The following is a 24,481-nucleotide window of genomic DNA, read 5'->3' on the forward strand; positions in this document are numbered from 1 at the left end:
TCGATACCTTAAAAGATTGAGAAGTTGCGAATTATCCAGAATCGTGCGGTGATGATCAGGACAATGAGGTATTGCAAAATACAGCATCGATGACACGGCAGAATCCTTCTGCGTCGACGCTGGCAGAAAGGCAGGTTTGCAGAATGAAATTATGTTCCTGCAAAAACGCGAACAGCTCTCGACAAGTATAAGACTCTTCAAATCGTTCAATGACTGATACTTCGAGGACGAGATATTTTATTTTTGATAAAGACGCAACGGCGCCTTTTAAAACTTCCAGCTCGTATCCTTCCGTGTCGATTTTTAACAGGATTGGGCCGTCGATATTCTGAAATTCAGGAAAGAGCGTATCCAGTTTGCGCAAGGACACAGGCATCTGCTCGATTTCTTCGCTGCCGGTGTCTCTGAGCGGGCTGCTCTTCAGCAAAGAGGTCAGAATGGGCCAGTCTTTGCGGTAGTTGATTGTTGATTCCTGATCCTGGCTTGAGAGTCCGACAGGGAAATACTGACTGCTGGGGAATTGCATCTGCAACGCCTGAATACGTTCTTTAAATAATGGTACCGGCTCGATAAAAATCACATGTTTTGGCTTTATGTGATTGAAGAGATCCGGTGTGCCATTGGCGACGCCAACATCAATGACTGTATGAATGTCTTCAAGAAGTTGAAGATTTCGCCACTTTAAAAAGTTCGGCTGGGTGAGTGGTGCCGTTGCTTTAGCTTGTTCACCATAGCGCATCCAGGATGCAATCGATGAGGCATTGCTCGCGCGCGACGGGCTCTCTGGATGCCAAGAAGCGACGGTAGGCTCATCCAGCAACTGGGTGATCCAGGTGAGTGAGGCATCGCCGGATAGTGCTCGGCAATGCAGTCGATGTGCGTACTTCTCATTCTGTGATGTGGCAAAGGTGCGGAAGGTGGCTTCTTCGCGTTTGTTGACCAACACGTATCGCCATGGGCCCCTTGGCGGTGTCTCTTGATGAGAGAGCGATGTCAGTGCGACAGTAGGATGCAGGTCACGCCACGCGAGAAGTGGAAATTCTCGGTGCAATTCGTGCATGCAATCTTCCGGCACACCGGAGCCCCAATGCTCGATTACGAACAAGCCAATCTGGTCAGGATGAGCGTCGGCCCATAGTCCCAGGAGAAGATTGATTTCTTCCGGTGAAAAATCATGCCGCAGAAACCAAGCCATGCCCCAATCCAACGCATGCCAAGTGGGTGGCATGCGCACGACTGGTACGCGATCCAACTGCAGTGCCAGCGCTGCTGCCAAGCGGTGAGCGCCGTTCAGTATTCTGTTATTGCAGTCAATTGGGATCGCAAATTTGTCTGGAAAACCGTTTTTTTGAATAGAGGCGAGCAGACCTTGGAAGCACAGTTCGTAGTCTTCCTGAGACGTCTTGCTTGATGATTCTGGTTCAACACCGTTTGTACGATGAAGAATATGCCGACGATAGAGTGCATGTGCAATGTCGGCTTTTGTCGCAGCAGGGTTGAGCAGGCTTCTTGCAAAGAGCAGTTTGACCGCCACATCCAGTCTATCTGTTTGCCATATCTCATTGGGATCAAGGTACTCGATGGCACCAGGTGCCTCTGACAAGGCGCGCACCTCAAACTCTGCATTGATGCTTCCCAACGATTGGGCAATGCCATATGTTTTCTTTGCCCGCTCACGGTCATGCAGTCTTTGCAATCTTGCCAGTTCGAGATGCCACTGGGCATTGGATGGTTGCAGCCTGACTGCCTGATGGAGATAGGCCTCTGCCTCTTTCTCTTTGCCTTGCTTCAGCAACAGCATTGCGGATTCGCCAGGCTGGGATGCTGAAAGCGTTTGCGTGTCAGAAGCTGATGGATGAGCTTGCATCATTGCGACGGTTCCTGCTTGGCGAGCACATAAAAACCTCGTTCGATAATGTTGTCATCTTTCAGCTTTCCGCAAGACTGTATGACGAAGCCTGCATTGAGGAAGTGACGCACATTTTGAAAAAAATCCTTGTCATTGGTATCCAGACGATTGCTTTCCCAAATCAGAATGCCGCCCGGTTTTAACAACGCGTAGACTGCTTTTGCATAGTCAGCGATCGACATGCCGATCCAGACATGCACGGCAAAAGAGAAGACAACATTGAACTTGTTTTCTTTGTTACGCAAAGTGAAGTCGCGAAAGCTTTCGCATTCAAACTGGCAGTTATCTATGCCACGTACATTTGCCATTTGCCGTGCGATGTCGATGAGCAGTTGGTTATGATCAAAGCCGTAGTAGCTTTTTATTTTTTCTGAAAGAGCGAGTCCGAACATCCCGATGTTGCAACCGATATCGAGGACGTTGGCATGTGCAGGCAGCCATTTCTCAAGTCCATATTCGTACAAGCGTTGTAACGTCGGGCGCTGACCTTTAATCCCCCAGGTTTCGTGTGCTTGATAGAGATCGCCTCGTCCGAATTGCTGCGGGTTAGCTTCGATCTTGGACCGAATAGTCGCAATACAGGCGAACCAGTCTTCATCACTGATCACAAGAGATGATGGAGATATGCAATTGGATGCAGGTTTTTTGCTCGAATCTGGTGGCGATGTTTGTAACAACTTCCACGCATCGAGTTCAGCGGTGGTGAATTTTTCTTTTGCTTCGCGCTGCCAAGTGATGGCTTGCTTGATTACTTTGGCTGGGCTACCTGCAAGTACGGTTTGTTCCTCTTTATAGGGGCGATTAAGAAGGGCGCTTGCGCCGATCATGTTGTTGCTTGCGACGATCGTTCCTTTGAGGATCGTGACCCCTTTTCCTACCCATACATGATCACCGATGACGATATCTTCTGGTGGGTTAATGCGTTGTCGGTTTGCGATGTCGACAAGCGAATGCCCATCCGTCGTGCGCATCTCGATATCGTAAGAGAACATGCAATCGGTACCGATCGTAATGTTCTTTCCCTCGTGGCATTTGATGTCGACGCGCGCGAAAGTTGAATTGCGGCCGATTTGTAATGTGCTGCCGGATCCCCAGATGTAAATCTTTCCCACGAGACGAACATCTTGATCGATATGAATTTGATTATTGTGGCCAGTAACGTCGACGAGTCCGTCAAAGTTCACACCTTCTGCGATAGTAATGTGGTTGCCTTTACCCCGAATGGTGATCTTTCCTTGAACCTGAGCACTGGATGGCCACGTGGTGTGGTTTCCTTCATCACAATCCAAAATGGTACTGCGATTTCGGAGCAAGCCTTGCTCCAGTGTTTCGACGCGATGGCGAAGAAATCCGCCACCAGACCGTTCAAACGCTTCGATCCAAAAATTGCGTTGCCATAGCTTGAACTTGGAGTAATCCCACCATGTATCGAGCAATTCACGTCCGTAGCTCGGCGTAAGCGTAGGGAGTTGCGGCACTCTTGGCGCTGTTTGATCCGGGGCCAGGATTTGGTGCCAGAAAGATGGGGCCAGAATAGTTTGGAAATGTACTTGCAGATATCGCCCGTTTTGATAGGCATCTTGCGGCCATGCAAGCGGTACGAGAGGCTGGTGCAGCCAGTGTGTCGTCTTTCCGAAAAATTCCGCTTCTTGCAATACGCCAGATGAGATGGATACCAGTTCAGTACAAGCCGAACTGCTTATGATTTGATAGCTATTGTTTAGACAGATCGACAGCGGGCGTTGCATGATGGCTTCCAGCGCTTTGCGTTCTTCGCTTGAAAAGCCATCATCAAAAGGGTGAGGTTTGTACAGAATCTTGCGCCATGGTTTTGATGCTAACTTCAACAGATCATTGGCAAAATCCTGGCAGCGCAAATGTTTTCCTGGTGCACCAATGATGGCTGCATCGAATGATGTTTGCCCGACGTAGATTAACGTGTCATCCAAATCGAGAGGATATCTGTCTTGACGATCCAGCGCCCATTGTTGCGCAAGCGTCGACGCTGTCATTGCGGTCGCTTCTAAACGGATTTCCTCCTCGGGAACAGCGTGTTTCTGAATGCGTTCGTAAATTTCAGGATTATTCGTATCGATCGCAATGTAAAAGTCGCGGGCAAAACGTACAGGTGAAATTCGAAGATCGATGTAATCGATATTTGACTCGATGCTCCATGCCTTGAACCATGCGGGCATCTCTACGCCCAACAGCAGAGTATTTTGGGGAATGCATGTGCGTAAATAGACCCGAGCAGATTCAGGGATGGTGAAGTTCAAATGTTCCCAGGAGGATTGTCCTTCTTCGTAGGCCAATCGTTTGAATTCTTCCCAGTCAAACTTGCTGGCACCATGTTGCACGATTGCGGAAGGGATTCCGGTGCCGTGTTCAAACAAGACAGTTTTTTGAATCGCTTGGCGTATCGGCTCACTGACTAATGTAAATAGCGGGAGCGGGAATGACCCCAATAGTTTTTCTGGGCGTATAAGGTCTTCGACGCAGGCGATGCAATTCCACTTCATTCTTGGCTCAATAAAAGTAAACGCAAGTAACTTCTTTTTTGCATGGCGATGTAGTCATGCATACGTTATCAGTCTCAGTTTCCGTATGTATGGATAGGCTGATCGTAACGCAGGTCATAAATCGTTTTGTTAGAGATATCCGAGGCATACAGTTGTGGCCAACCTAGTTCACAAGTTCTACCGATGGTGATGCCATTTCTAAGTACTGCGCCCATGCGGATAGTGCAATGTGTTCCGATTTCGACATTTGATCCTACCTGCACACCTTGTTCAATCCAGCAGGAGGATTTGATTTTGCTGCCTGATCCAATCTGGGCACCAGGATGAATGACGGTGTTGTATTCAATCTGTGTTCCATGCCCGATGACGGCACCATCACCGACAAAGACATTGGGCCCTATCCGTACATTCGCGGCGACAAGTGATCGAGGACTGATAAAAGTGGCAAGAGAGATGCCGCGTTCAGCAACGGCTCTCATGAGTTCGGTACGTTTGAAATTACCGAACCGCTCATCAAATGCCACAAATGCCAAACCATCACCAGGCGATAGATGCTGGATTGCAGCCAGATCGAAGGAGTAATCTGAGTTTTGAGGAATAAAGACTTTCTCGATGGTCAGATCTGGGCGAGCCTGACAGCAAGCGTCGTAAACAATATCCAGATAGTCGCTGGCACCAATGACCCATTTACACTCCATCTTCTGTCTCCATGATGGTCGAGTACCACCGTTCGATCAGACGATTGGTGGATTCATAAGCACCTTGGTGCGGCATGGGGGCTTCTAAATGCAGCGCGGATTGCACTTTCTCCAAAATATCAACGTCTTCTCCCACGATGAGTTTTCCGTGGTGCATGCCAGATAGGAGAACCTGCGATGACCATTGATAACGGCGTGTCTTACGGGCCGTAAATCGCCATATCTCCAAATCGGTACGCTCTGGTGAAACAGGGATATGGTGCTCAATGACAAACGAATGGCCGCCATCACCGCTGGCTATGTGCAGATTTGGAAACGCCAGCCAGTTAAAGTACGCATCGTCTTGTGATTCTTCAGCGACTGCCTGATTGTGACCAACACTCTGCGTAGTTTTTCCGGGTACCTCAGAAAAACGCCAGCGTTTGACGAAATCATGCCAGCCAAATGATTTGAGTTCGTCGATTTTTCCTTCGGGACCGCCGTAGCTGAAACGACGCATCTCTTTGCGCATTGCCTCGGGGGAGGTATCACTCATTGCGTTGCAGGATTCTGCAGCTGCCTGATGATTGACAACCGGTTTAAAACTCGCGGCAGGTGCCAAGCTCTTTGGATGAATGAACGCGACATGGTTTGCATCTCGCAGGTTTTCGTAGATCAGTTTCCAGTTGAATTTGCAATGCCAGGTCGTCACCATGACTTCGGTGTCGTAGGCATTTGAACTGTCTTCCAGCAAGGATAGGAATGCGGATGAAAACTGTTCTTCAAGCGGAAATGGATTGGCATCCATGTTGATGAGCAAAATGTTTCCTACTATGCGCAGGGGAAATTCACGCAATTTAAGTGATGCTCTTTCATCCGCATCAAACTGATAAAGACTCTCGCAATGAGGAATTTTGTCAGGCGTTCCATCCGAGCCATATTTCCATGCATGGTAAGGGCAGACGAGTGGGCGACAGCCGGTGAATGCAGACTGTAATGGCGCGCTGCGATGCAGGCAAACATTTTCAAAAGCACGTAGTTCGCCATTGAAATTTTGCACTACTACCGGAATGCCGGCGATTTTGCGAGTAATGAAATTATTGTGCTGGGACAGTAAAGTCTTCAGTCCTGCAAACAGCCAGACTTTTCGAAATATTTTTTTCTGCTCTTGTTCAAAAGTGTCTGCGCTTAAGTAATAACGAGGGTGCATGCGGGATAGCACGGTTCTAGCCTCTCATAATTCATTTTGTTGTTTGCTGAAGATGATCCGTGCCGGATTGCCAAAAACGGTTGATGCAGCAGGCACGTCCTTTAGCACAACAGCACCTGCGCCGATGATTGCACCATCACCGACTTTGATGCCTGGCAAGATGGTTGCATGCGGATGCACAGTCACGTTTTCACCAATACAGACGCCGCCACCAATCACAGTCATTGCGCCTATTTGGCAATAACGCCCAATGCGCACATCGTGACCAAATACCGTTAGCGATTGAATGTGTACATGGTCGCCGATGTTCATGTCGGGACCGACAATGACGCCTGTCGACAGAACGCAGCCGTTTCCAATACGCGTACTTGGAGGGATGTACATATCGCGAGGTATGACACTGAGAAAGACACCACCTTTTCGCTCAATGATTTCTGCGTAATGGCGACGTGCATCTACGTGGCCTTGCGCACAAATAAAAAGTTCATTCTCTTTTGGTATGTGGCTTGATGGGTCACCTTCTATGCGCAGGTCTGCTCCATAACCATCCAGCATATGCTGGCGGCTATCAAGAAAACCTTCTATCACCCATTGCCAGCCTGATTCGCGCATGCCTCGGGCCAAGATCAATGTCTCGCGTCCGCATCCACCTGCACCAATAATCCATACTTTTTTAATACTCATCGAGTGGGCTCTCCAGTGAGTACCATATTGCTTCCGGTAACCCAGCGGCTGGCAGGGGCAAGTAGGTAAATGGATGCATTGGCAAAGGCATCTGCATCTTTGCTTGAGCCCGATGCGCGCGTGGTTACCGTGTTGACGCGAATTTTCATCGAAGCGTACTCTAGGGCGAGGGTAACTGCCAAGGTGTCGATTCCACTTTCCATGCTGAGGTAATAGCCACCTTGTTCAGTGCGTAAATGAGCGATACAGTGTTTCTCAAAAACGATGGCGGCACCGCTACGAAGAATTTGATTGCGTAATAGATTGTTTGCAAGTATTGCAGGCGCAACCAGACGTTTCATCGCGAGATGTTGAATGTCTTCGTCTTGTAGTTTGTAAACCGGGGCAAGAATTGGCGCAGCGCAGTACAGCAATCCATCGCACGATGCCGGTTCCAGCGTATCTGCCACGCCAGGCTCATCTAGTACGATGACGCGTGCACCTTGTTTACTAAGAGCGTGTTTGGCTTGCTTGCCATTCATCGTGCTGGCACCTGCGAGCGCAATGTTTTTTCCTATTAAGGAAAAGGCAGGGCCTGACGAATATGTACCTGAAGCTATGTTCATAAGTTCATGCCGATAGAAATACCGCCATCTATCGTAAAGTAGCTTTGATTGATGGCTTGGCTGGCATTACTTAAATAGAAAATCGTTGCATTCGCAATATCTTCTGGTTCACCCATGCCGAGAGGCGTCCATTCAGTGCGCGTATTCTGGTTTGCGCCGGCCAAGTTTAGTTTTTCAAGCATAGGTGTTTGAACATAACCTGGGGCAATGCAGTTGACCCGAATGCCTTGCTTGGCGAGATCTTTGGCCATGGAGCGTGTGGCGCCCAAAAGGGCTGATTTGCTGGCAGAGTAGGCCGAGCTAGCTGCAGGACCGGCATATGAAGCTACGGCAGCAATAAATATGATTGACGCCTCTGATGCGATCTTTTTCCGAGATATCAGGTTACGGGTTAATAGAACGGGCGCGAATGTATTGTCGCGGAATGTATTCTCTACATGTGCTTGATTGATCAGGTGAAACGGGACTAATTTTGATGTTCCTGCTGCATGCACTAATCCATTTAATGCGCCTGCTTTCGATATCAGATGCTCAACGTCTGCTGGCTGATTCAAATCTGCTGGGATTTGCGAGTGGTCTTTACCTGCCAACGCACTGAACGTGGATGCAAGACGTTCGGCATTCCTTCCAGTGATGATGAGTTGCGCGCCCATTTCTGAACATGAGATAGCGATTTGACGACCAATACCCGATGATGCGCCAGTGACAAGAATACGTTTTCCAGTCAGGCTGAAAGGATTTCCGGGATTGAGAGTTTCCATATTACGACTCGACCAAATCCGGAAATTTGGCATCCTTCATGTCAATCAATGCCGTGCCCCATGAAAGACCGATTCCAAAGCCGGAAAGCAGCACGCGATGCTTGCTGGATTCCAATTGCTTGTTAATTCTTGCCGTGATCGTGATCGGCAGTGACGCGCCGCTGGTATTGCCAAAGTCGCGCAGCGTAGAGGGGACTTTCTCGACCGGAATACCAAGTTTTTTACGGATTGTTTCGTTGATCATGCGGTTGGCCTGATGAAAGACAAAGTAATCGACTTCATCTTTACTTGCGCCTGAATAGGCCAACAATTTTTCTACTGCTGGTGGTACACGCTGCGTAGAAAAACTCAGCACCGCAGGGCCGTCGAGTACCAGATCCGTGGCGCGATGCCAGTGATCGTTTTCATCTTCGCGATATTTGATCAGATGTTGCACATCAACTGGCTCTCGTTGTCCGCCAACTGGAAGCATGATGGCTTTATAGCCACTGCCGTCGCTGTTCAGATCGAAATACATTGGCGGCGCATTCTCATCGAATTCCAAAGCGGTTGCCGTACCTGCATCCGAGAAAATTGGATCGTCCAGTGTTGCGCTGCGATCCCCAACGAGCAGCAGCCCTTTTTTGATGCCGCCAGCAGAAATCATCGAGCCGAGTAAATGAATGCCGAATGGGTATGCCGAGCAGCCTAGATTGACGTCGAATGCAATGGTTGTATGCGGCAGGCCAAGGCGGTCTTGCATGATGATGGCGGTTGCAGGGATCGGGTAGTCCGGTGATTGCGTGACGACAATCAACGCATCAATTTCTTCACGCTGCCATTGCAGGCTTTCCAGTAGCTTTTCAGTTGCATCAAACGCCAAATCGGAGAAACACTGCCATTTAGGCGCCATGCGGCGTGTTTCGATACCGATGTTGCGAACCAGACGTTCGCGGTCTGCACGAATTTGTGGTCTGCAGTCCGTCAGGTTTGAAACAATCTGTTTAGGGACGCAGCTGGCCATGCCGGCAAAGCGTACATTTTTCAGCGTGGAATTAGCCATATCTGCATCAACCCAGCAGTTGGTAAAGATCCTGAATCGTCGATGCCTTTTGCAAGTTTTCTCCGGTGATGGTTTTTCCATATTCCAGATCGAACATGACAATCACGCCCAGCGCCGCCAGGGAATCCCATTCTGGCAGATCTTCCAGTTTGGTTTCTGCCGTAACGGCAACTGGTTCTTGAAAGTCGACGGCTTCGTTAAACTTTTCGATGAATGTTTCGATGTTATCCATGATGGTCCAGATGAGGGGAGAGTTGTTTGCGATGTGTTGCGGTTGCCTGGCGGGCAGCTTCGGCAATCCGTGTGATCTCGTCCGACGAGAGAAAGAGTGAGAACGGCAGACCGATCAGGCCTGATGCAATGGATTCCGCAATAGGAACCGGCATCTTGATGGTTGGCGTGACCTGTTCTGCGTGCTTGTGTAATAAAGGTTGATACCAGCGTCGTGTGGCAATGTGCCGGGACTGGCAGATCTTTTCCATTCGATTGCGCGCGGGTTCTGCCATACGCACACAAAAAATGGTTGGCGCCGCAGGTGCCGAGCCGCTTTGCCACTGCAGTTTGTCGCCACAGGCTGCATCGAGGGTCTCTCGGTAGGTCCGATAAATCTTTTGCCGCTGCCCGGCATGCAGGTGCCATTGATCCAGACTGGCATGCGCGACTGCCGCGTGATACTCGGACAGTTTGGCATTGCTCCCGACAAAGGAGAGGTGGCCGGTTGGCAGACCTGCTTCGGGATCAAGATTGATGCCGAAATTGCTGAGCTGGCGTACACGCGCATTGATGGCTGGATTGCCACTGACGACAATGCCGCCTTCGCCTGCGGCCAATGATTTTGTTGCGTGCAGGCTGTAGATCACCGGGACATCGGCGGCTTCCACCCATTGACTGCCAAAGGCACCGGCGGCATCAATGACGACTTCAATGCCGGTCTTTTTGCGGAATGCACTCCAGCGTTTTGTATCGTGTGGTTTTCCGAAGGCAGCGACGGCAAGTACGGCTGCGGCACCGGTTTGTGCTGCCACGTCTGAGGCAGTTTCCGGTGTCAGGAGCCAACTTTCCGGATCGATGTCGGCGATTACCGGGACATGGCCGGCGCGAATGATTGCGGTAAACGATGCCACAAAAGTCAGGGCCGGCACGATGACTTTGCTCCCGGGGGGCAGACCCAGACAGTGCAGCGTCAGCTCCAGCCCCATGGTTGCGCTGCTTGTGGTCGTCACATGGATTGGATGCGAACAGTGCGCCTCAAACGAACTGGCGAGCCTGTTTTCCAGACTTTGATTCAAAGGACCGAAATTGGAGTAATGACGATTCTGATCGATTTGATCCAGATAGGGAGACAGCGCGCGACGATCAGGTAGTTGCGGTACCAAAAGAGGGATGATGCTTGGATGCTTCATGTAGTCATTCCCGGCAAGCCCTCTGTTGGCATGTAATGCGACGCTTTGTTTACCCGATTGTGGCAGGTGATGGTTGGGGCTGATCGGAGCACGCTGTCGTTTCATCGTCAGCATGTGTTCAATCCGGCTTGTGTCGGCACGCTTTCTGCGCGCGTTGAACATGTCGTCTATCGCGTTTAGTAATAGTGCCGCTTTTTTATGACACAAGCCTAATTGCTGCGACTATGCCTAGTCAAGCCCGTATGCATCTGGTTTCTGATGCTTACCCTTACTATCGGACAGGAATGCAAAAATTGAAGGGCGGAACAGAAATTCAAATGCCTGTCTTTTTATGAAATTGAGGGCTGATCTAGAGGTATCTCGCCGCTTGCCGTCAAAATTTGGCGGTAAAAGCGATGCCAAATCGCTCCGTCCAGGCCGCTAATGCCTGTTCCCAGAAGTCTGCAAGGCACGTGGATTGCGATACGGGCAATCCCAAAAAATGTGCTGCGCGGACGAGTTCGCCAAGCGGGTCATGCAAATCGAGCGCCTTTGCACCGGTTTGCTTGGAAAGTTTCTCTCCCAATTCATTGCGCAGGACAGGCACGTGCATGTAGGACGGCGTCGATAGACCAAGCATGCGTTGCAGATAGATCTGCCGTTGCGTGGATTCGAGCAAATCGGTGCCGCGTACGACGTGGGTGACACCTTGTTCGGCATCATCGACCACGACTGCGAGTTGATAAGCCCAGAAGCTATCCGCACGTTTAAGGACGAAGTCACCGACCTCGCTCGCCAGATGTTGCGTCAGCGGACCGAGCCAGCGGTCATCAAAAGTGATGGTTTCGTTGGCTTCGCCTTGTCCCGGCACCCGCAGACGCAAGGTGCGAGCCTGCTTTCCTGCGGCGACACCATGACGGCACGTGCCCGGATAGATTGCCGCGCCATCGGCGGCAATCCCAAGACGTGAATCGGCAATTTCCTTGCGCGTGCAGCCGCATGGGTAGAGCAATGCGCCAAGCTGGCTGGCTGCGGCTTCGTACAGCGGCTTGCGTTGGCTCTGCACGATGATTTCGCCATCGCGCTCCATACCGAACACCTGCAGCGCATGCAGGATGGTGTCTGCGGCACCGGGCACCGTGCGTGTTTCGTCGATGTCTTCGATCCGCACCAGCCATTTTCCATGGTGGGCACGCGCGTCAAGATAGCTGGCGAGCGCGGCGACCAGTGAGCCGGCATGTAGCGGACCGCTGGGCGAGGGGGCGAAGCGGCCAATGTAATCGGAATACGTCATGGTTCGTTCAAGAGCATGCGTTGCACATCCGGATCGGCCAGCTTGGTCACAAACCATTTCAGGCATTTGCCGCGTGCATCGGCGCGCCATGCGTATTGCAGCGCACCGTCGGGTTTGCGTTCCTCTGTCTTTTTTTCGATCAGTGCGCCGCTATCAAGATACGGCTGTGCCCAGTGACGCGGCAGATAGCCGCAACCGAGTCCCGCGAGTTGCGCAGCCAGCTTGTCGCGCACGCTGGGAACGGTGAGTGTCGATTGCCCGGTGAGCAGGCCGGAGGTGATGCGGGGCAGCATGCGTCCGCTGTCGCCGATGGCGATTGCGCGGTGTTGGCGAACGATCGCGGCCGAAAGCGGTTCGTCCATGCCGGCCATGGGGTGATTCGGCGCGACAGCAAACACCCAGTCGACTTCGCCCAGTGGTTTGCTGCGAAAGCCGCCAGAAGTGCGTGCCAGCTCCGGACCATCGTAGGCAAGGCCGATGGCGAGATCGGCATTGCCGCTGACCAGCGTTTCCCATGTGCCGGAGAGCACTTCGGTGGAAAGACGTAGTTGCGTACCTGAGCCTTGCAGATCGCATTCGTCGATGAGAGGCAGGATTTTTTCAAACGGAATCAAGGCATCGAGCACGATGCGCAATTCGACTTCCCAGCCGCTGGCGGTGCGCTTGACGCGTTGTTCGAGTTCGTCAGCGGCACGCAACAGGTGCCGGCCTTCATTCAGCAACTCCAGCCCCGCCGCCGTCAGTTTGGCGCGGTGACCCCGACGATCGAACAGCAACACATCCAGATCGTCTTCCAGTTTGCGTACGGTGTACGTGAGCGCGGATGGCACGCGATCCAGCGCAACCGCCGCCGCCGCGAAGCTGCCCTTGCGGTCGATGGTGTCGAGAATATGCAGCGCTTCCAGCGTCAGATTCATGATGAGAAATATTATTCAAATAATTTGAATGATTTGCACAAGATTATGCCCTTATTTTGCGTGCAATGCTTGTCTATAGTGGAGTCTATGGCAGCAAACAATTTCAACGAAATATCAACAGAAAGGACTTCATCATGATCCAGCTCCGTAAAAGCGAAGACCGTGGCCACGCAAACCATGGATGGCTCGACTCCCATCACTCGTTCTCGTTTGCCGATTATTACGATCCGGCACACATGGGTTTCGGTCCGCTGCGCGTGATCAATGAAGACCGCGTCAAAGCTGGTGCCGGCTTTGGTACGCACGGCCACCGCGACATGGAAATCATCAGCTATGTGCTGGACGGCGAACTGGCGCACAAAGACAGCATGGGAACCGGCAGTGTGATCCGGCCGGGCGATGTGCAGCGCATGAGTGCGGGCAGCGGCGTACGGCATTCCGAGTTCAACCACTCGAAAGACCAGACCACGCATTTCCTGCAAATCTGGATTCAGCCAAACGTGACGGGCATCCCGCCAAGCTACGAAGAGAAAAATTTCTCCGAAGGCGAAAAACGCGGCAAGCTGCGCCTGATCGCCAGTCCGGACGGTGCAGATGGTTCGGTGCTGATCCATCAGGATGCCAAGCTGTATGTCGGCCTGTTCGATGGTGACGAAACTGCGTCACTGCCGATTGCTGCAGGTCGTCTGGTGTATGTGCATGTTGCTCGTGGCAACGTAGAAGTGAATGGTACGGCGCTGAAATCGGGCGACGCACTGAAACTGCGTGAAGTCGATGCGATTGCCATCGCAAAAGGCGAGAATGCTGAAGTTCTCGTGTTCGACATGGTGCCTTAATCAGGCGTGTGTTGAAAATAAAAAAGCGCGCCATCCAAAAGGTGGCGCGCTTTTTTTCATGGGTGAAGATGATTAGTCGATTTGCAAGGGCGCAAACGATTTGACCAGATCGTCGAGTTGTTTGAGCTGTGTGAGGAATGGTTCAAGCTTGTCCAGTGGCAGCGCGCTTGGGCCGTCGCATTTGGCGATTTTCGGATCGGGGTGCGCTTCTAGGAACAGGCCCGCCAGACCGACGCCCATGCCGGCGCGTGCCAGATCCAGTACCTGTTCGCGTCGACCACCCGATGCGGCGCCACCCGGATCGCGTTGTTGCAGGGCATGCGTGACGTCAAAGATCACAGGCAGGTTATGGCACGTCTTTTTCATGACGCCAAAGCCCAGCATGTCGACGACCAGGTTGTCGTAGCCGAAGTTGCTGCCACGATCGCACAGGATCAGTTGTTCGTTACCGGCTTCCTTGAACTTCTCGACGATATTGCCCATCTGCGACGGGCTCAGGAACTGCGGCTTCTTGATGTTGATGACGCGTCCGGTCTGGGCCAGCGCGACGACCAGATCGGTCTGGCGTGCGAGAAAGGCCGGCAATTGCAGCACATCGACGACTTCTGCCACTGGTGCTGCCTGATGCGGCTCGTGCACGTCCGTAATCACCGGGACACCGAAGGTTTTCTTCACGTCTTCAAAAATGCGCAAACCTTCTTCCAGACCCGGACCACGGTAGGAGTGAATGGACGAGCGATTGGCTTTGTCGAACGAAGCCTTGAAGACATACGGAATGCCCAGTTTTTGTGTGACACGCACATACTCTTCGCAAGATTTCATTGCCAGATCGCGTGATTCCAGCACGTTGATGCCGCCAAACAGGACGAAAGGCAGTGCGTTATCGACACGGATCGGATTATTGCCTGGGATGGTGATCATGTTTTGGGCCTGAGGCATGTTGGACCTGATTAATGTTGAGGGCAGTGCGGGCAGGTTTGGCCTGCAATGTATTCGGGCGCGAGTTGTTCGCGCGGCGTGACGGCATTCTTGCAGTTCGGGCAGGTAGCGGTTTGCGCGCTGGGTTCCAGTTGTGGATTGAGCGCCGTACGGTGATCGAAGACGAAGCAGTCACCCGTGTAGTGCGCGCCGCCAACTTCCTCGAAATATTTGAGAATGCCGCCTTCGAGCTGATACACACTGTCGTAGCCGACGTCTTTCATGTAAATCGCGGCTTTTTCACAGCGGATGCCGCCGGTACAGAACGTAACGACGGTTTTCCCTTCCAGTTCGTCCTTGTGGCTGGCGACGACCTCCGGAAATTCACTGAATTTGGTGATGCGGTAGTCGAGGGTGTTGTCGAAGGTGCCGACATCCACTTCGAAATCGTTGCGCGTATCCATCATGACCACGGGTTTGCCGTCATCGTCGTGGCCCTGATCGAGCCAGCGCTTGAGCGTGTGCGCCTCCACTGCCGGCGCGCGGCCAAGTTCCGGCTTGATCAGCGGATGCTTCATCGTGATGATTTCGCGCTTGAGCTTGACCAGCATTTTGTTGAACGGTTGATCGTCGGACAGGCTTTCCTTCACTTCCAGATCGGCAAAACGCGCATCGCTGCGCAACCATGTCAAAAAGGCATGGATATTGTCGCGAACGCCAGCCAGAAACAGGTTGATGCCTTCCGGACTGAGCAGGATCGTTCCTTTTAGTGACAATTCGTTGCATTTATCGAGAAAAACAGGGCGCTTTGCCTCCGTATCGTCAAAGGTGACGAACTTGTAGGCCGCAATATTGATGATGGCAGAGTTCGGTTGCATGAGGCGTCAGTCTGGAAACGGGATGCGCAGTGGTAAAAAACACGAAATCGCGCATCAACAAGGCGACATTATAAACTTCGCGTCTCTTTCCCTGAAATGTCGGATTGCGTGCGGCATGCCCAGGCGCTCGCGGTAGAATACGGCCCATGAGTTCTCCGCAATTTATTCACCTCCGCCTTCACTCTGAATATTCGATCGTTGACGGTCTTGTCCGTATTGACGACGTCATCAAGGCTGCAGCCAAGGATGGTCAGCCCGCATTGGCGATCAGTGATTTGGCCAACCTGTTCGGAATGGTCAAGTTCTACAAGGAAGCACGTGGCAAAGGCGTCAAGCCAATTGTCGGTTGCGATGTCTGGATCAGTAATGACAATGATCGTGACAAGCCCTCGCGCCTTCTTTTACTGGTCAAGGACAAGACGGGTTATTTGCAGCTATGCGATTTGCTGTCACGCGCATGGTTGACCAACCTGCACCGGGGTCGCGCCGAAATTCGTGCTGAATGGTTGGAAGAAATTGCGCAGTCGTCGCCGGACAGGCATTTGATCGTTTTGTCCGGCGCGCATTTCGGCGATGTCGGCATTGCTATCGACAATGGCAATCTGACGGCGGCAGAGCGTGCTGCGCAGCGGTGGGCAGCGCTGTTTCCGGGACATTTCTATATCGAAGTGCAGCGCGCAGGTCAACCGAACATGGATGCGCATGTGCGTCACGCGACGCAACTGGCAGCGCGCCTCGGCTTGCCTGTGGTTGCCACCCATCCGATTCAGTTTTTGACGGATGAAGAATTTACTGCGCACGAAGCGCGTACCTGTATTTCGGAAGGGGAAATTCTCGCCAATCCGCGTCGCGCCAAACGATTCAGTGAGCGTCAGCGCTTCACCACGCAGGCGGAAATGGCCGAACTGTTTGCCGATATGCCGAATGCCTTGCGCAATTCGGTCGAGATTGCCAAACGCTGCAATCTGGTACTCGAGCTTGGCAAACCGCAACTGCCCAATTTCCCGACACCAGACGGCGTGTCGATCGACGAATTCCTTGTGCAGGAAGCCTCGCGCGGTTTGCAAGGTCGTTTGGAACATCTGTATCCCGATCCTGTCGAGCGCGAGAAGCAGCGACCGCGCTATGAAGAGCGACTGAAGTTCGAGACCGATACCATCATCAAGATGAAGTTTCCCGGCTACTTCCTCATCGTCGCCGACTTCATCAAATGGGCAAAGAATAACGGCGTGCCGGTCGGCCCTGGCCGTGGCTCGGGGGCCGGATCGCTGGTGGCGTATTCCCTGTTGATTACCGATCTCGATCCGCTGCAGTACAACTTGCTGTTTGAGCGCTTCCTGAATCCGGAACGTGTCTCGATGCCCGACTTCGATATCGATTTCTGTCAGGAGGGCCGGGACCGTGTCATTCAATACGTGAAAGACACCTACGGCAAGGAAGCCGTTTCGCAGATTGCAACCTTCGGTACCATGGCCGCCAAGGGCGCGGTGCGCGACGTCGGTCGTGTGCTCGATTTCGGCTACAACTTCTGCGATGGCATTTCCAAGCTGATTCCGTTCAAGCCGGGCAAGCTCGTCACCATCGAAGATGCGATCAAGGAAGAGCCGATGCTCGCCGAACGCATCGAGAAGGAGGAGGAGGTCAAGCAACTGCTTGATCTGGCGCAGCAGGTCGAAGGTATTGCACGTAACATCGGCATGCACGCCGGTGGCGTATTGATCGCGCCGGGCAAGCTTACCGATTTTTGTCCGCTCTATACGCAGGGCGGTGATTCGGGCGTGGTCTCGCAATACGACAAGGACGACGTTGAAGCGGTGGGCCTCGTCAAGTTCGACTTCTTGGGTTTGACCACGCTGACGATTCTCGATCGTGCCGTGCGTTACATCAAGGATCTTGATCCGGCGATGGCCGATTTCGATTTGGCCAAGTTGCCGCTCGACGATCGTGCCTCCTACGAATTGCTGACCAAGGCCAAGACGGTCGCCGTATTCCAGCTTGAAAGCCGTGGCATGCAAGGCATGCTCAAGGATGCACGTCCCGATCGCTTCGAAGACATCATTGCGCTGGTGGCGTTGTATCGCCCAGGCCCGATGGATCTGATCCCGGACTTCTGCCGACGCAAGCACGGTGAAAAATTCGAATATCCCGATCCGCGTACTGAAAGCATTCTGTCCGAGACCTACGGCATCATGGTCTATCAGGAGCAGGTCATGCAGATGGCGCAGGTCATTGGAGGCTATTCACTCGGCGGCGCTGACTTGCTGCGCCGTGCGATGGGCAAGAAAAAAGCCGAGGAAATGGCGCAGCATCGTGAGCTGTTCCGTGCAGGTGCCGCCAAGAATGATCTGACGGCTGAAAAGGCCGATGAGATTTTCGACTTGATGGAAAAGTTTGCCGGCTACGGCTTCAACAAGTCGCACGCCGCTGCTTATGCTCTGTTGTCGTATCACACGGCATACCTGAAGGCGCATCATCCGGCCGCGTTCATGGCAGCCAATATGTCGCTCGCAATGGACGATACCGACAAGGTCAAAATCCTTGTCGAAGACGCGATGGATATCTGTGGCCTGACCATGCTGCCACCGGATATCAACCTGTCGGATTATCGATTCACGCCGGTGGGCGAACCGGGCAAGAAAGCCATGCAGGTACGTTATGGTCTTGGTGCCGTCAAAGGTTCGGGCAAAGGTGCGATCGATGCCATCATTGTTGCGCGTCAGGGACAGCCCTATACAGACCTGTTCGATTTCTGCAAACGCGTGGACAAGAAGCAGATCAACCGTCGCACGATTGAATCCCTGATTCGTGCAGGTGCATTCGATTGCTTCAAGGTGGATCGCGGCATTCTCCTTGCTTCTGTCGGTTTTGCGCTGGAATGTGCCGAACAGGCTGCCGCATCGGCGAATCAGGTGAGTCTGTTTGGTGGAGATGACAGTGATCTCGAAATGGCACCGGAGTATGTCAAGGCAACGCCGTGGAGTGACAAGCAACGCCTTGCGGAAGAAAAAGCCGCATTGGGTTTTTATCTTTCAGGCCATCCTTACGATTCCTATGCCGAAGAGGCGCGTCGGTTTGCACGCGGCAAGCTGATCAATCTCGAACCGTCACGCGAGCCAAAGCTGATTGCCGGTGTCATTGCGGGTGTGCGTACGCAGATGACACAGCGTGGCCGTCTTGTCATCGTCGCGCTTGATGATGGTAGTGCGACAGTCGATGTCACGGTTTACAACGAAGTCTTCGACGCCAATCGGCACCTGTTCAAGGAAGATGAATTTCTGGCTGTGTTTGGCAAAGTGTCAGAGGACCGATTCTCGGGCGGTTTGCGTATCAGTGCCGAGAAGGTCATGGATATTGCCGCGATGCGGATTCAATATGCAAAAGGCATTGCTCTCTCATTGAATGCATCGATCGACACCACCGCTTTGATTGCAACGTTGCAGTCTGCAGCGCGCGTAGATGGTGCACCGGTCATCATCAAATATCAGAACGCCAAAGGAGAAAGCGATCTCCTCTTCTCTGATCAATGGCGCATCAATCCTGACGACAACGTCAAACAAAAACTGATCGAACTTTATTCGGAACAAAATGTACAGATTGCCTATGACTAACTGGTGCCGGCTGGCAGATCCTTATCGAGACTTCTGAATGAAATTTCCAGAGCATCTTCGCCGTTTGTTTGGCATGTTGAGTCCCTACAAGGGCAGGCTTGTCATTGCCTTTTGCGGCATGATCATGACGGCGCTAACGGAACCCATGTTCCCTGCCGTCATGCGCGTTTTGCTGGACAAGGGATTTGGCGGCAAGCCTTCCTTCTCGCTGTGGCTGGTGCCGGTCGCGATTGTCGGCATTTTTGTTTTGCGCGGCATGTCGACTTACACGACGACTTACATGATGACGTGGGTGTCGTCACGTCTTCTTAATACCTTGCGACGTCAGATGTTCGCCCGCATTCTGGATGTCCCGCTGGGATTCTATGCACACCATTCCGTTGGCAAGGTCATCAATTCGATGATGTTTGAAGTACAGCAGATCGTGGACATGGTGACCAAGGTGTTCACGTCGATGATTCGTGACTCGTTGACGGTCATCGTCTTGCTGAGTTTTCTGTTCTGGTTGAATTGGCGTCTGACGCTGGTGGCGCTGGTACTGCTGCCTTTGATTGCAGTGGTTGTGCGCGCAACGGGCAAGCGAGTACGTCGACTGACGCGTGAATACCAGACGGTCAATGCGGAGATGACGCAGGTCATGGAAGAGACGACTCGCGCCAATCAGGTCATCAAGATTTTCGGTGGGCACCAGTACGAGATTGATCGTTTTGAGGCACGTGCAGACAAATTGCGTAGTTACACCATGCGCATGGCAAGTACGCTGGCAGCGACCACGCCGGTCACCCAGGTGATGGCAGCGTCTGCCGTTGCGGTTGTCATTGTGATTGCGCTGATCCAGTCCGGCAACAATGAAACGACGGTCGGCGGCTTTGTTTCATTCATTACCGCGATGCTGATGTTGCTGACGCCGCTGAAAAATATCGCGGAAGTGAATGGCCCCTTGCAGCGTGGCCTAACAGCCGCCGAAGCCGTCTTTGCGGTGATTGATGCAAAGACCGAACGTACGACAGGCAAGGTGTTGCCAAAGCGTGCAGACGGACGTCTTGATTTTGTGGGCTTGTCATTCGCTTATCCAGGCCAGTCCACCAAGGTTCTGCACGATATCAACCTGACAGTGCTACCGGGTGAAACGATAGCATTCGTCGGCATGTCCGGTGGCGGCAAATCCACACTGGTTAATCTTGTGCCCGGATTTTATCCTGTTGAAACAGGTGAGATTCGGCTCGATGGCGATTCGATTGATGACATTGCATTGACCAGTTTGCGTCAACAGATTGCGATGGTCAGTCAACATGTGGTGCTGTTTGATGACACTGTTGCCGCCAACGTCGCGTATGGCGATGCGCAACCCGATCCGAGCAGGATTCAGGCAGCCTTGAAAGCCGCACATCTGGAGGAGGTGGTTGCCGGTTTGCCGCAAGGCATGCAAACCGTCATCGGTGACAACGGTTCACGTTTGTCAGGTGGGCAGCGTCAACGTCTGGCAATTGCGCGTGCGATCTATAAAGATGCGCCGATCTTGATTCTGGATGAAGCCACGTCGGCACTGGATTCCGAATCTGAACGCGCCGTGCAGGCTGCACTGGATAAGTTGATGGAAGGGCGCACGACGCTGGTCATCGCGCATCGCCTTTCCACGATCGAACGCGCAGACCGCATTGCCGTCGTAGACGACGGGCGGATCGTGGAGCTTGGTTCGCATGCCGAGCTGCTGAAGAAAAACGAGGTGTACGCCAATCTGTACCAACTGCAGTTTGCCAAGGATGACAGCGAGATACAGGCTGAGTAGTTTTGGCTTTAATACGATGAATTGGGTAGTAATGATCCGGTGGAGATGCAGGGAATGTCAGACACAATAACAACAGCACGGCACGCAAGTGATGACGATCGCGTGATTCTGTGTATGAAATGGGGCACCAAGTACGGACCAGAGTACATCAACCGTTTATACGGTATGGTGCGCCGCTATCTGCGCGGTGACTTTCGGTTTGTCTGCCTGACCGACGATAGTACAGGCATACGCTCGGAGGTGGTCTGTCTACCGATTCCGGATCTCCGTTTACCCGATGGTTTGCCTGAGCGGGGCTGGAAAAAGCTAACGACCTTCGAGGCGGATTTGCACGGCTTGAAAGGCACGGCATTGTTCCTCGATATCGATATCGTCATCACTGATCAGATCGATGCGTTCTTCGAGCATCCGGGTGAATTTCTGATCATTCACGACTGGAAGCGACCATGGCGCGTAACAGGCAATTCGTCTGTTTATCGTTTCAAGCTGGGTGCGCATGCGGATGTGCTGGAGCAGTTTCGTGCGACGCAGGCCGAAGCGCGTGCCAATTTCCGGAATGAGCAAGCGTTCTTGTCCGATGTCCTGCATAAACAAGGCAAGCTTGCTTACTGGCCGGCGTCCTGGTGTTGCAGCTACAAGTACCACTGCATTCCGCCATGGCCGACCAATTACTGGCGCGAGCCGTTTGTACCAGCTGGTACCAAGATTGTTATTTTCCACGGTGAGGTGAATCCGCCGGATGCGCTGGAAGGACGCCGTAATCGTGCCTTCCGTTATGTGCGCAAGGCGCCGTGGATTGCGCATTACTGGAAAGAGTAAGCGTATCCTCAAGTAAAAAAGCGGAACCATGGGTTCCGCTTTTTATTTTTCGGCACTGATCGCCATTCTTTGCCTTACATCAGGATCACGTCATACTGTTCCTGATGATAAATCGTCTCGACCTGCAATGAAATCGGTTTGCCGAGGAAGGCGCTGAGCATCGCGAGATGCTGCGACTCCTCTTCCAGGAACATGTCGATGACAACTTGCGAAGCCAGAATACGAAACTCACGCGGGTTGAACTGTTTCGCTTCGCGTGTCAATTCACGCAGGATTTCATAGCAGATCGTGCGTGCGGTCTTGACTTGTCCTTTTCCCTGACAGGCAGGACACGGTTCGCACAGGATATGCGCGAGTGACTCACGTGTACGTTTGCGCGTCATTTCAACCAAGCCCAACGCAGAAAACCCTGATACCGAAACCTTGGTGCGATCGCGTGCCAGTGCGCGTTTAAGCTCACTGAGAACAGCCGCCTTATGCTCCTCGTTTTCCATATCGATGAAATCGAGAATCACGATGCCGCCCAGATTACGCAGGCGCAGCTGACGTGCAATAGCATGCGAGGCTTCCAGATTGGTTTTGAAAATCGTATCGTCGAAATTGCGACCATTGACGAAGCTGCCGGTGTTGACGTCAATCGTGGTCATGGCCTCGGTCTGATCAACGATCAGGTAGCCACCAGACTTGAGGTCGACACGTCGCCCCAGCGCGCGCTGGATTTCTTCTTCCACCCCATACAGATCGAATAGTGGGCGTTCGCCCGGATAATGCGCGAGCTTGGGCAGGATCGATGGTGTGTACAACTCGCCGAATGCAACCAGTTTCTGATAGTTCTCGCGCGAGTCAACCTGAATGCGCGGAGTGTCTTCGTTGACGAAATCGCGCAAGACACGTTGTGCCAGATCCAGATCCTGATACAGCAGGCTCGGTGCGGGATTGGTCTTGGCCATTTGCGTGATGTTGGACCACGTCTTGCGCAGGTAATCAATATCGGATTGCAGGTCTTCATCCGAGGCATCTTCTGCCATGGTACGAATGATGAAGCCGCCTTTTTCACCCGGTTGCAGCAAGCTTTGCACTTTTTCGCGTAACAGTTCGCGTTCGGCTTCGTTTTCGATACGCTGCGAGATGCCGATATGCGATTCCTGCGGCAGATAAACCAGCATGCGTCCGGCGATGGAAATCTGTGTCGAGAGTCGTGCACCTTTGGTCCCGATCGGATCCTTGATCACTTGGACAGTGATCGACTGACCGTCATGCAGCATGCGTTCAATCGGCAACTGGGTCGTCGGCGGGCCATCGTGCGGGCGTGCGCTCCAGATATCCGCGACGTGCAGGAAGGCCGCACGTTCCAGCCCGATGTCGATGAAGGCAGACTGCATGCCGGGTAACACACGCACGACTTTACCGAGATAAATGTTGCCTGCCATGCCGCGTGACAGCGTACGTTCGACATGCAGCTCCTGCACGGCACCTTGCAGTACGAGGGCAACACGGGTTTCCTGTGGGGTAACGTTGACCAGAATGACTTCGCTCATAGGATTTGCAGGCCTGCCTGCTTCAATAATTGTCCGGTTTCGTACAAGGGCAGTCCCATGATGCCTGAATAACTGCCCGCAATGTCCATGATGAATAATGCTGCCTGCCCCTGAATGCCATAGCCGCCCGCCTTGTCGTAAGGTTCGGCGGTTGCACAATAGTTGCGTATCAAGGCGTCGGGCAGAGCGGCAAAGGCAACGTCGGAGCGCTGCGTGGTGCGATACGTCTTGTCGCCATGCAGCACAACAACATGCGTCAGCACCTGATGGGTGCGGCCTGAGAGGGATTGCATCATCGCAATTGCCTCGGCTTCATCCGCTGGTTTGCCGAGAATACGGCCATCGAGCACTACCGTGGTATCGGCGGCCAGAATCGGACGCAAGGGTAACTTGCGCCATTCCATGGTCTGTTTGGCAAATAGCGCTTTTTCCAGCGTGACGCGCGCCACATAGTCCTCTGCCTGTTCGTTGGGCAGAACGGCTTCGCTGACTTCTGGTCCGCGTGGTGTCTGGTCCCGCAACATCAGCAGCTCGAATTCAATGCCGATCTGTCGCAACAGTTCGCGTCTCCGCGGACTCTTGGATGCCAGATAGATTTTCTGTGCGGACGGCTTCACGCTCGTTCAGACCCGATGGTAAGGATGATTCTGGGTGATGGACCAGGCACGATACAACTGTTCTGCGAGCATCACGCGCACCATGCCATGCGGCAGGGTCATGCTGGAAATGCGTACCAACATATCGGCGTTGCGTTTGAACTCGGGATCCAGACCATCCGCGCCGCCGATGACAAACGCGACATCACGACCATCCTGCTGCCATTGCGTGAGTAGTTGCGAAAGCTGGACGCTGGTCAGATCCTTGCCACGCTCATCCAGTGCAATGATGCGTGTGCCTTTAGGCAGAGCCGCTTCGATCTTGCTGCGTTCCAGCGCCATCGCGGTTTCGGCGGTCTTGCTGCCGGAACGTTCGACCGGCTTGATTTCCTTGAGAACGATGCGGCAATCATGCGGCATGCGTTTGGCATATTCGCCAAAGCCGCTTTCGATCCACGCGGGCATCTTGTGCCCGACCGCCGCGATGACAAGCTGCATG

General features: G+C 52.8%; 21 protein-coding genes. 4 read left to right on the forward strand and 17 right to left on the reverse strand.

The window, feature by feature from the left end; translation table 11 throughout:
* Positions 1–55 precede the first annotated feature (55 nt).
* From IEV29_RS13695 to IEV29_RS13750, 12 genes are all read right to left on the reverse strand, one after another.
* Positions 56–1,870 carry an FkbM family methyltransferase gene (locus IEV29_RS13695; protein ID WP_188381896.1) on the reverse strand — a complete coding sequence of 605 codons (1,815 nt, stop codon included), beginning with the start codon at positions 1,868–1,870 and terminating at the stop codon, positions 56–58.
* The gene (locus tag IEV29_RS13700; protein WP_188381897.1) at positions 1,867–4,428 is read right to left on the reverse strand and encodes a methyltransferase domain-containing protein; all 2,562 of its coding nucleotides are present in this window, start codon (positions 4,426–4,428) and stop codon (positions 1,867–1,869) included. Before IEV29_RS13700 ends, IEV29_RS13695 begins: the two co-directional genes overlap by 4 nt.
* A 74-nt stretch (positions 4,429–4,502) precedes the next feature.
* Entirely contained in the window at positions 4,503–5,126 is a 624-nt protein-coding gene (locus tag IEV29_RS13705; protein ID WP_188381898.1) for an LbetaH domain-containing protein, read from the reverse strand.
* Entirely contained in the window at positions 5,116–6,327 is a 1,212-nt protein-coding gene (locus tag IEV29_RS13710) for an aromatic ring-hydroxylating oxygenase subunit alpha (protein ID WP_229726419.1), read from the reverse strand. The genes IEV29_RS13705 and IEV29_RS13710 overlap by 11 nt, the downstream gene beginning before the upstream one ends.
* Positions 6,328–6,339: 12 nt before the next feature.
* Positions 6,340–6,999 carry a NeuD/PglB/VioB family sugar acetyltransferase gene (locus IEV29_RS13715; protein ID WP_188381899.1) on the reverse strand — a complete coding sequence of 220 codons (660 nt, stop codon included), beginning with the start codon at positions 6,997–6,999 and terminating at the stop codon, positions 6,340–6,342.
* Positions 6,996–7,520, reverse strand: a complete 525-nt coding sequence (locus IEV29_RS13720; RefSeq protein WP_229726420.1) for an SDR family NAD(P)-dependent oxidoreductase — start codon at positions 7,518–7,520, stop codon at positions 6,996–6,998. The genes IEV29_RS13715 and IEV29_RS13720 overlap by 4 nt, the downstream gene beginning before the upstream one ends.
* Positions 7,521–7,600: 80 nt before the next feature.
* A complete protein-coding gene (locus IEV29_RS13725) occupies positions 7,601–8,365 on the reverse strand; it encodes an SDR family NAD(P)-dependent oxidoreductase (RefSeq protein WP_188381901.1) in 765 nt (254 codons plus the stop codon).
* Between the two features lies 1 nt (position 8,366).
* Positions 8,367–9,407 carry a ketoacyl-ACP synthase III gene (locus IEV29_RS13730; protein WP_188381902.1) on the reverse strand — a complete coding sequence of 347 codons (1,041 nt, stop codon included), beginning with the start codon at positions 9,405–9,407 and terminating at the stop codon, positions 8,367–8,369.
* A gap of 7 nt (positions 9,408–9,414) precedes the next feature.
* Positions 9,415–9,639, reverse strand: coding sequence for an acyl carrier protein (locus tag IEV29_RS13735; protein ID WP_188381903.1), 225 nt, complete (start codon positions 9,637–9,639; stop codon positions 9,415–9,417).
* Positions 9,632–10,810, reverse strand: coding sequence for a DegT/DnrJ/EryC1/StrS family aminotransferase (locus IEV29_RS13740; protein ID WP_188381904.1), 1,179 nt, complete (start codon positions 10,808–10,810; stop codon positions 9,632–9,634). The genes IEV29_RS13735 and IEV29_RS13740 overlap by 8 nt, the downstream gene beginning before the upstream one ends.
* 373 nt (positions 10,811–11,183) lie before the next feature.
* On the reverse strand, positions 11,184–12,083 hold the full coding sequence (gluQRS, locus tag IEV29_RS13745; RefSeq protein WP_188381905.1) for a tRNA glutamyl-Q(34) synthetase GluQRS: 900 nt from the start codon (positions 12,081–12,083) through the stop codon (positions 11,184–11,186).
* The gene (locus IEV29_RS13750; protein WP_188381906.1) at positions 12,080–13,000 is read right to left on the reverse strand and encodes a LysR family transcriptional regulator; all 921 of its coding nucleotides are present in this window, start codon (positions 12,998–13,000) and stop codon (positions 12,080–12,082) included. Before IEV29_RS13750 ends, gluQRS begins: the two co-directional genes overlap by 4 nt.
* Before the next feature lie 134 nt (positions 13,001–13,134).
* Here IEV29_RS13750 and IEV29_RS13755 point away from each other — a divergent pair, with 134 nt between their 5' ends.
* Positions 13,135–13,836 (forward strand): pirin family protein, encoded by a 702-nt coding sequence (locus IEV29_RS13755; RefSeq protein ID WP_188381907.1) that lies wholly within the window; start codon positions 13,135–13,137, stop codon positions 13,834–13,836.
* A gap of 72 nt (positions 13,837–13,908) precedes the next feature.
* Here the strand turns inward: IEV29_RS13755 and kdsA are convergent, their stop codons facing one another.
* Both kdsA and IEV29_RS13765 read right to left on the reverse strand, forming a co-directional pair.
* Positions 13,909–14,757: a 3-deoxy-8-phosphooctulonate synthase gene (kdsA, locus tag IEV29_RS13760; RefSeq protein ID WP_188381908.1), complete on the reverse strand. Its 849-nt coding sequence runs from the start codon at positions 14,755–14,757 to the stop codon at positions 13,909–13,911.
* A gap of 29 nt (positions 14,758–14,786) precedes the next feature.
* A complete protein-coding gene (locus IEV29_RS13765) occupies positions 14,787–15,632 on the reverse strand; it encodes a sulfurtransferase (RefSeq protein ID WP_188381909.1) in 846 nt (281 codons plus the stop codon).
* Between the two features lie 146 nt (positions 15,633–15,778).
* On the opposite strand from IEV29_RS13765, the gene dnaE reads away from it, so the two are divergent.
* From dnaE to IEV29_RS13780, 3 genes are read left to right on the forward strand one after another with little or no spacing between them, the layout of a single operon-like run.
* On the forward strand, positions 15,779–19,240 hold the full coding sequence (gene dnaE, locus IEV29_RS13770; RefSeq protein WP_188381910.1) for a DNA polymerase III subunit alpha: 3,462 nt from the start codon (positions 15,779–15,781) through the stop codon (positions 19,238–19,240).
* 37 nt (positions 19,241–19,277) lie between these two features.
* Positions 19,278–21,029: a lipid A export permease/ATP-binding protein MsbA gene (gene msbA / locus IEV29_RS13775; protein ID WP_188381911.1), complete on the forward strand. Its 1,752-nt coding sequence runs from the start codon at positions 19,278–19,280 to the stop codon at positions 21,027–21,029.
* 54 nt (positions 21,030–21,083) lie between these two features.
* Positions 21,084–21,848, forward strand: coding sequence for a glycosyltransferase (locus IEV29_RS13780; RefSeq protein WP_188381912.1), 765 nt, complete (start codon positions 21,084–21,086; stop codon positions 21,846–21,848).
* Between the two features lie 74 nt (positions 21,849–21,922).
* Here the strand turns inward: IEV29_RS13780 and rng are convergent, their stop codons facing one another.
* From rng to rlmH, 3 genes are read right to left on the reverse strand one after another with little or no spacing between them, the layout of a single operon-like run.
* On the reverse strand, positions 21,923–23,386 hold the full coding sequence (gene rng / locus IEV29_RS13785; protein ID WP_188381913.1) for a ribonuclease G: 1,464 nt from the start codon (positions 23,384–23,386) through the stop codon (positions 21,923–21,925).
* Complete coding sequence (locus IEV29_RS13790) at positions 23,383–24,003, reverse strand: Maf family protein (protein ID WP_188381914.1); 621 nt, start codon at positions 24,001–24,003, stop codon at positions 23,383–23,385. The genes rng and IEV29_RS13790 overlap by 4 nt, the downstream gene beginning before the upstream one ends.
* Positions 24,004–24,009: 6 nt before the next feature.
* A complete protein-coding gene (gene rlmH, locus IEV29_RS13795) occupies positions 24,010–24,480 on the reverse strand; it encodes a 23S rRNA (pseudouridine(1915)-N(3))-methyltransferase RlmH (protein ID WP_188381915.1) in 471 nt (156 codons plus the stop codon).
* Position 24,481 lies beyond the last annotated feature (1 nt).

This window comes from Oxalicibacterium faecigallinarum, assembly GCF_014635705.1.
Classification (GTDB): Bacteria; Pseudomonadota; Gammaproteobacteria; order Burkholderiales; family Burkholderiaceae_D; genus Oxalicibacterium; species Oxalicibacterium faecigallinarum.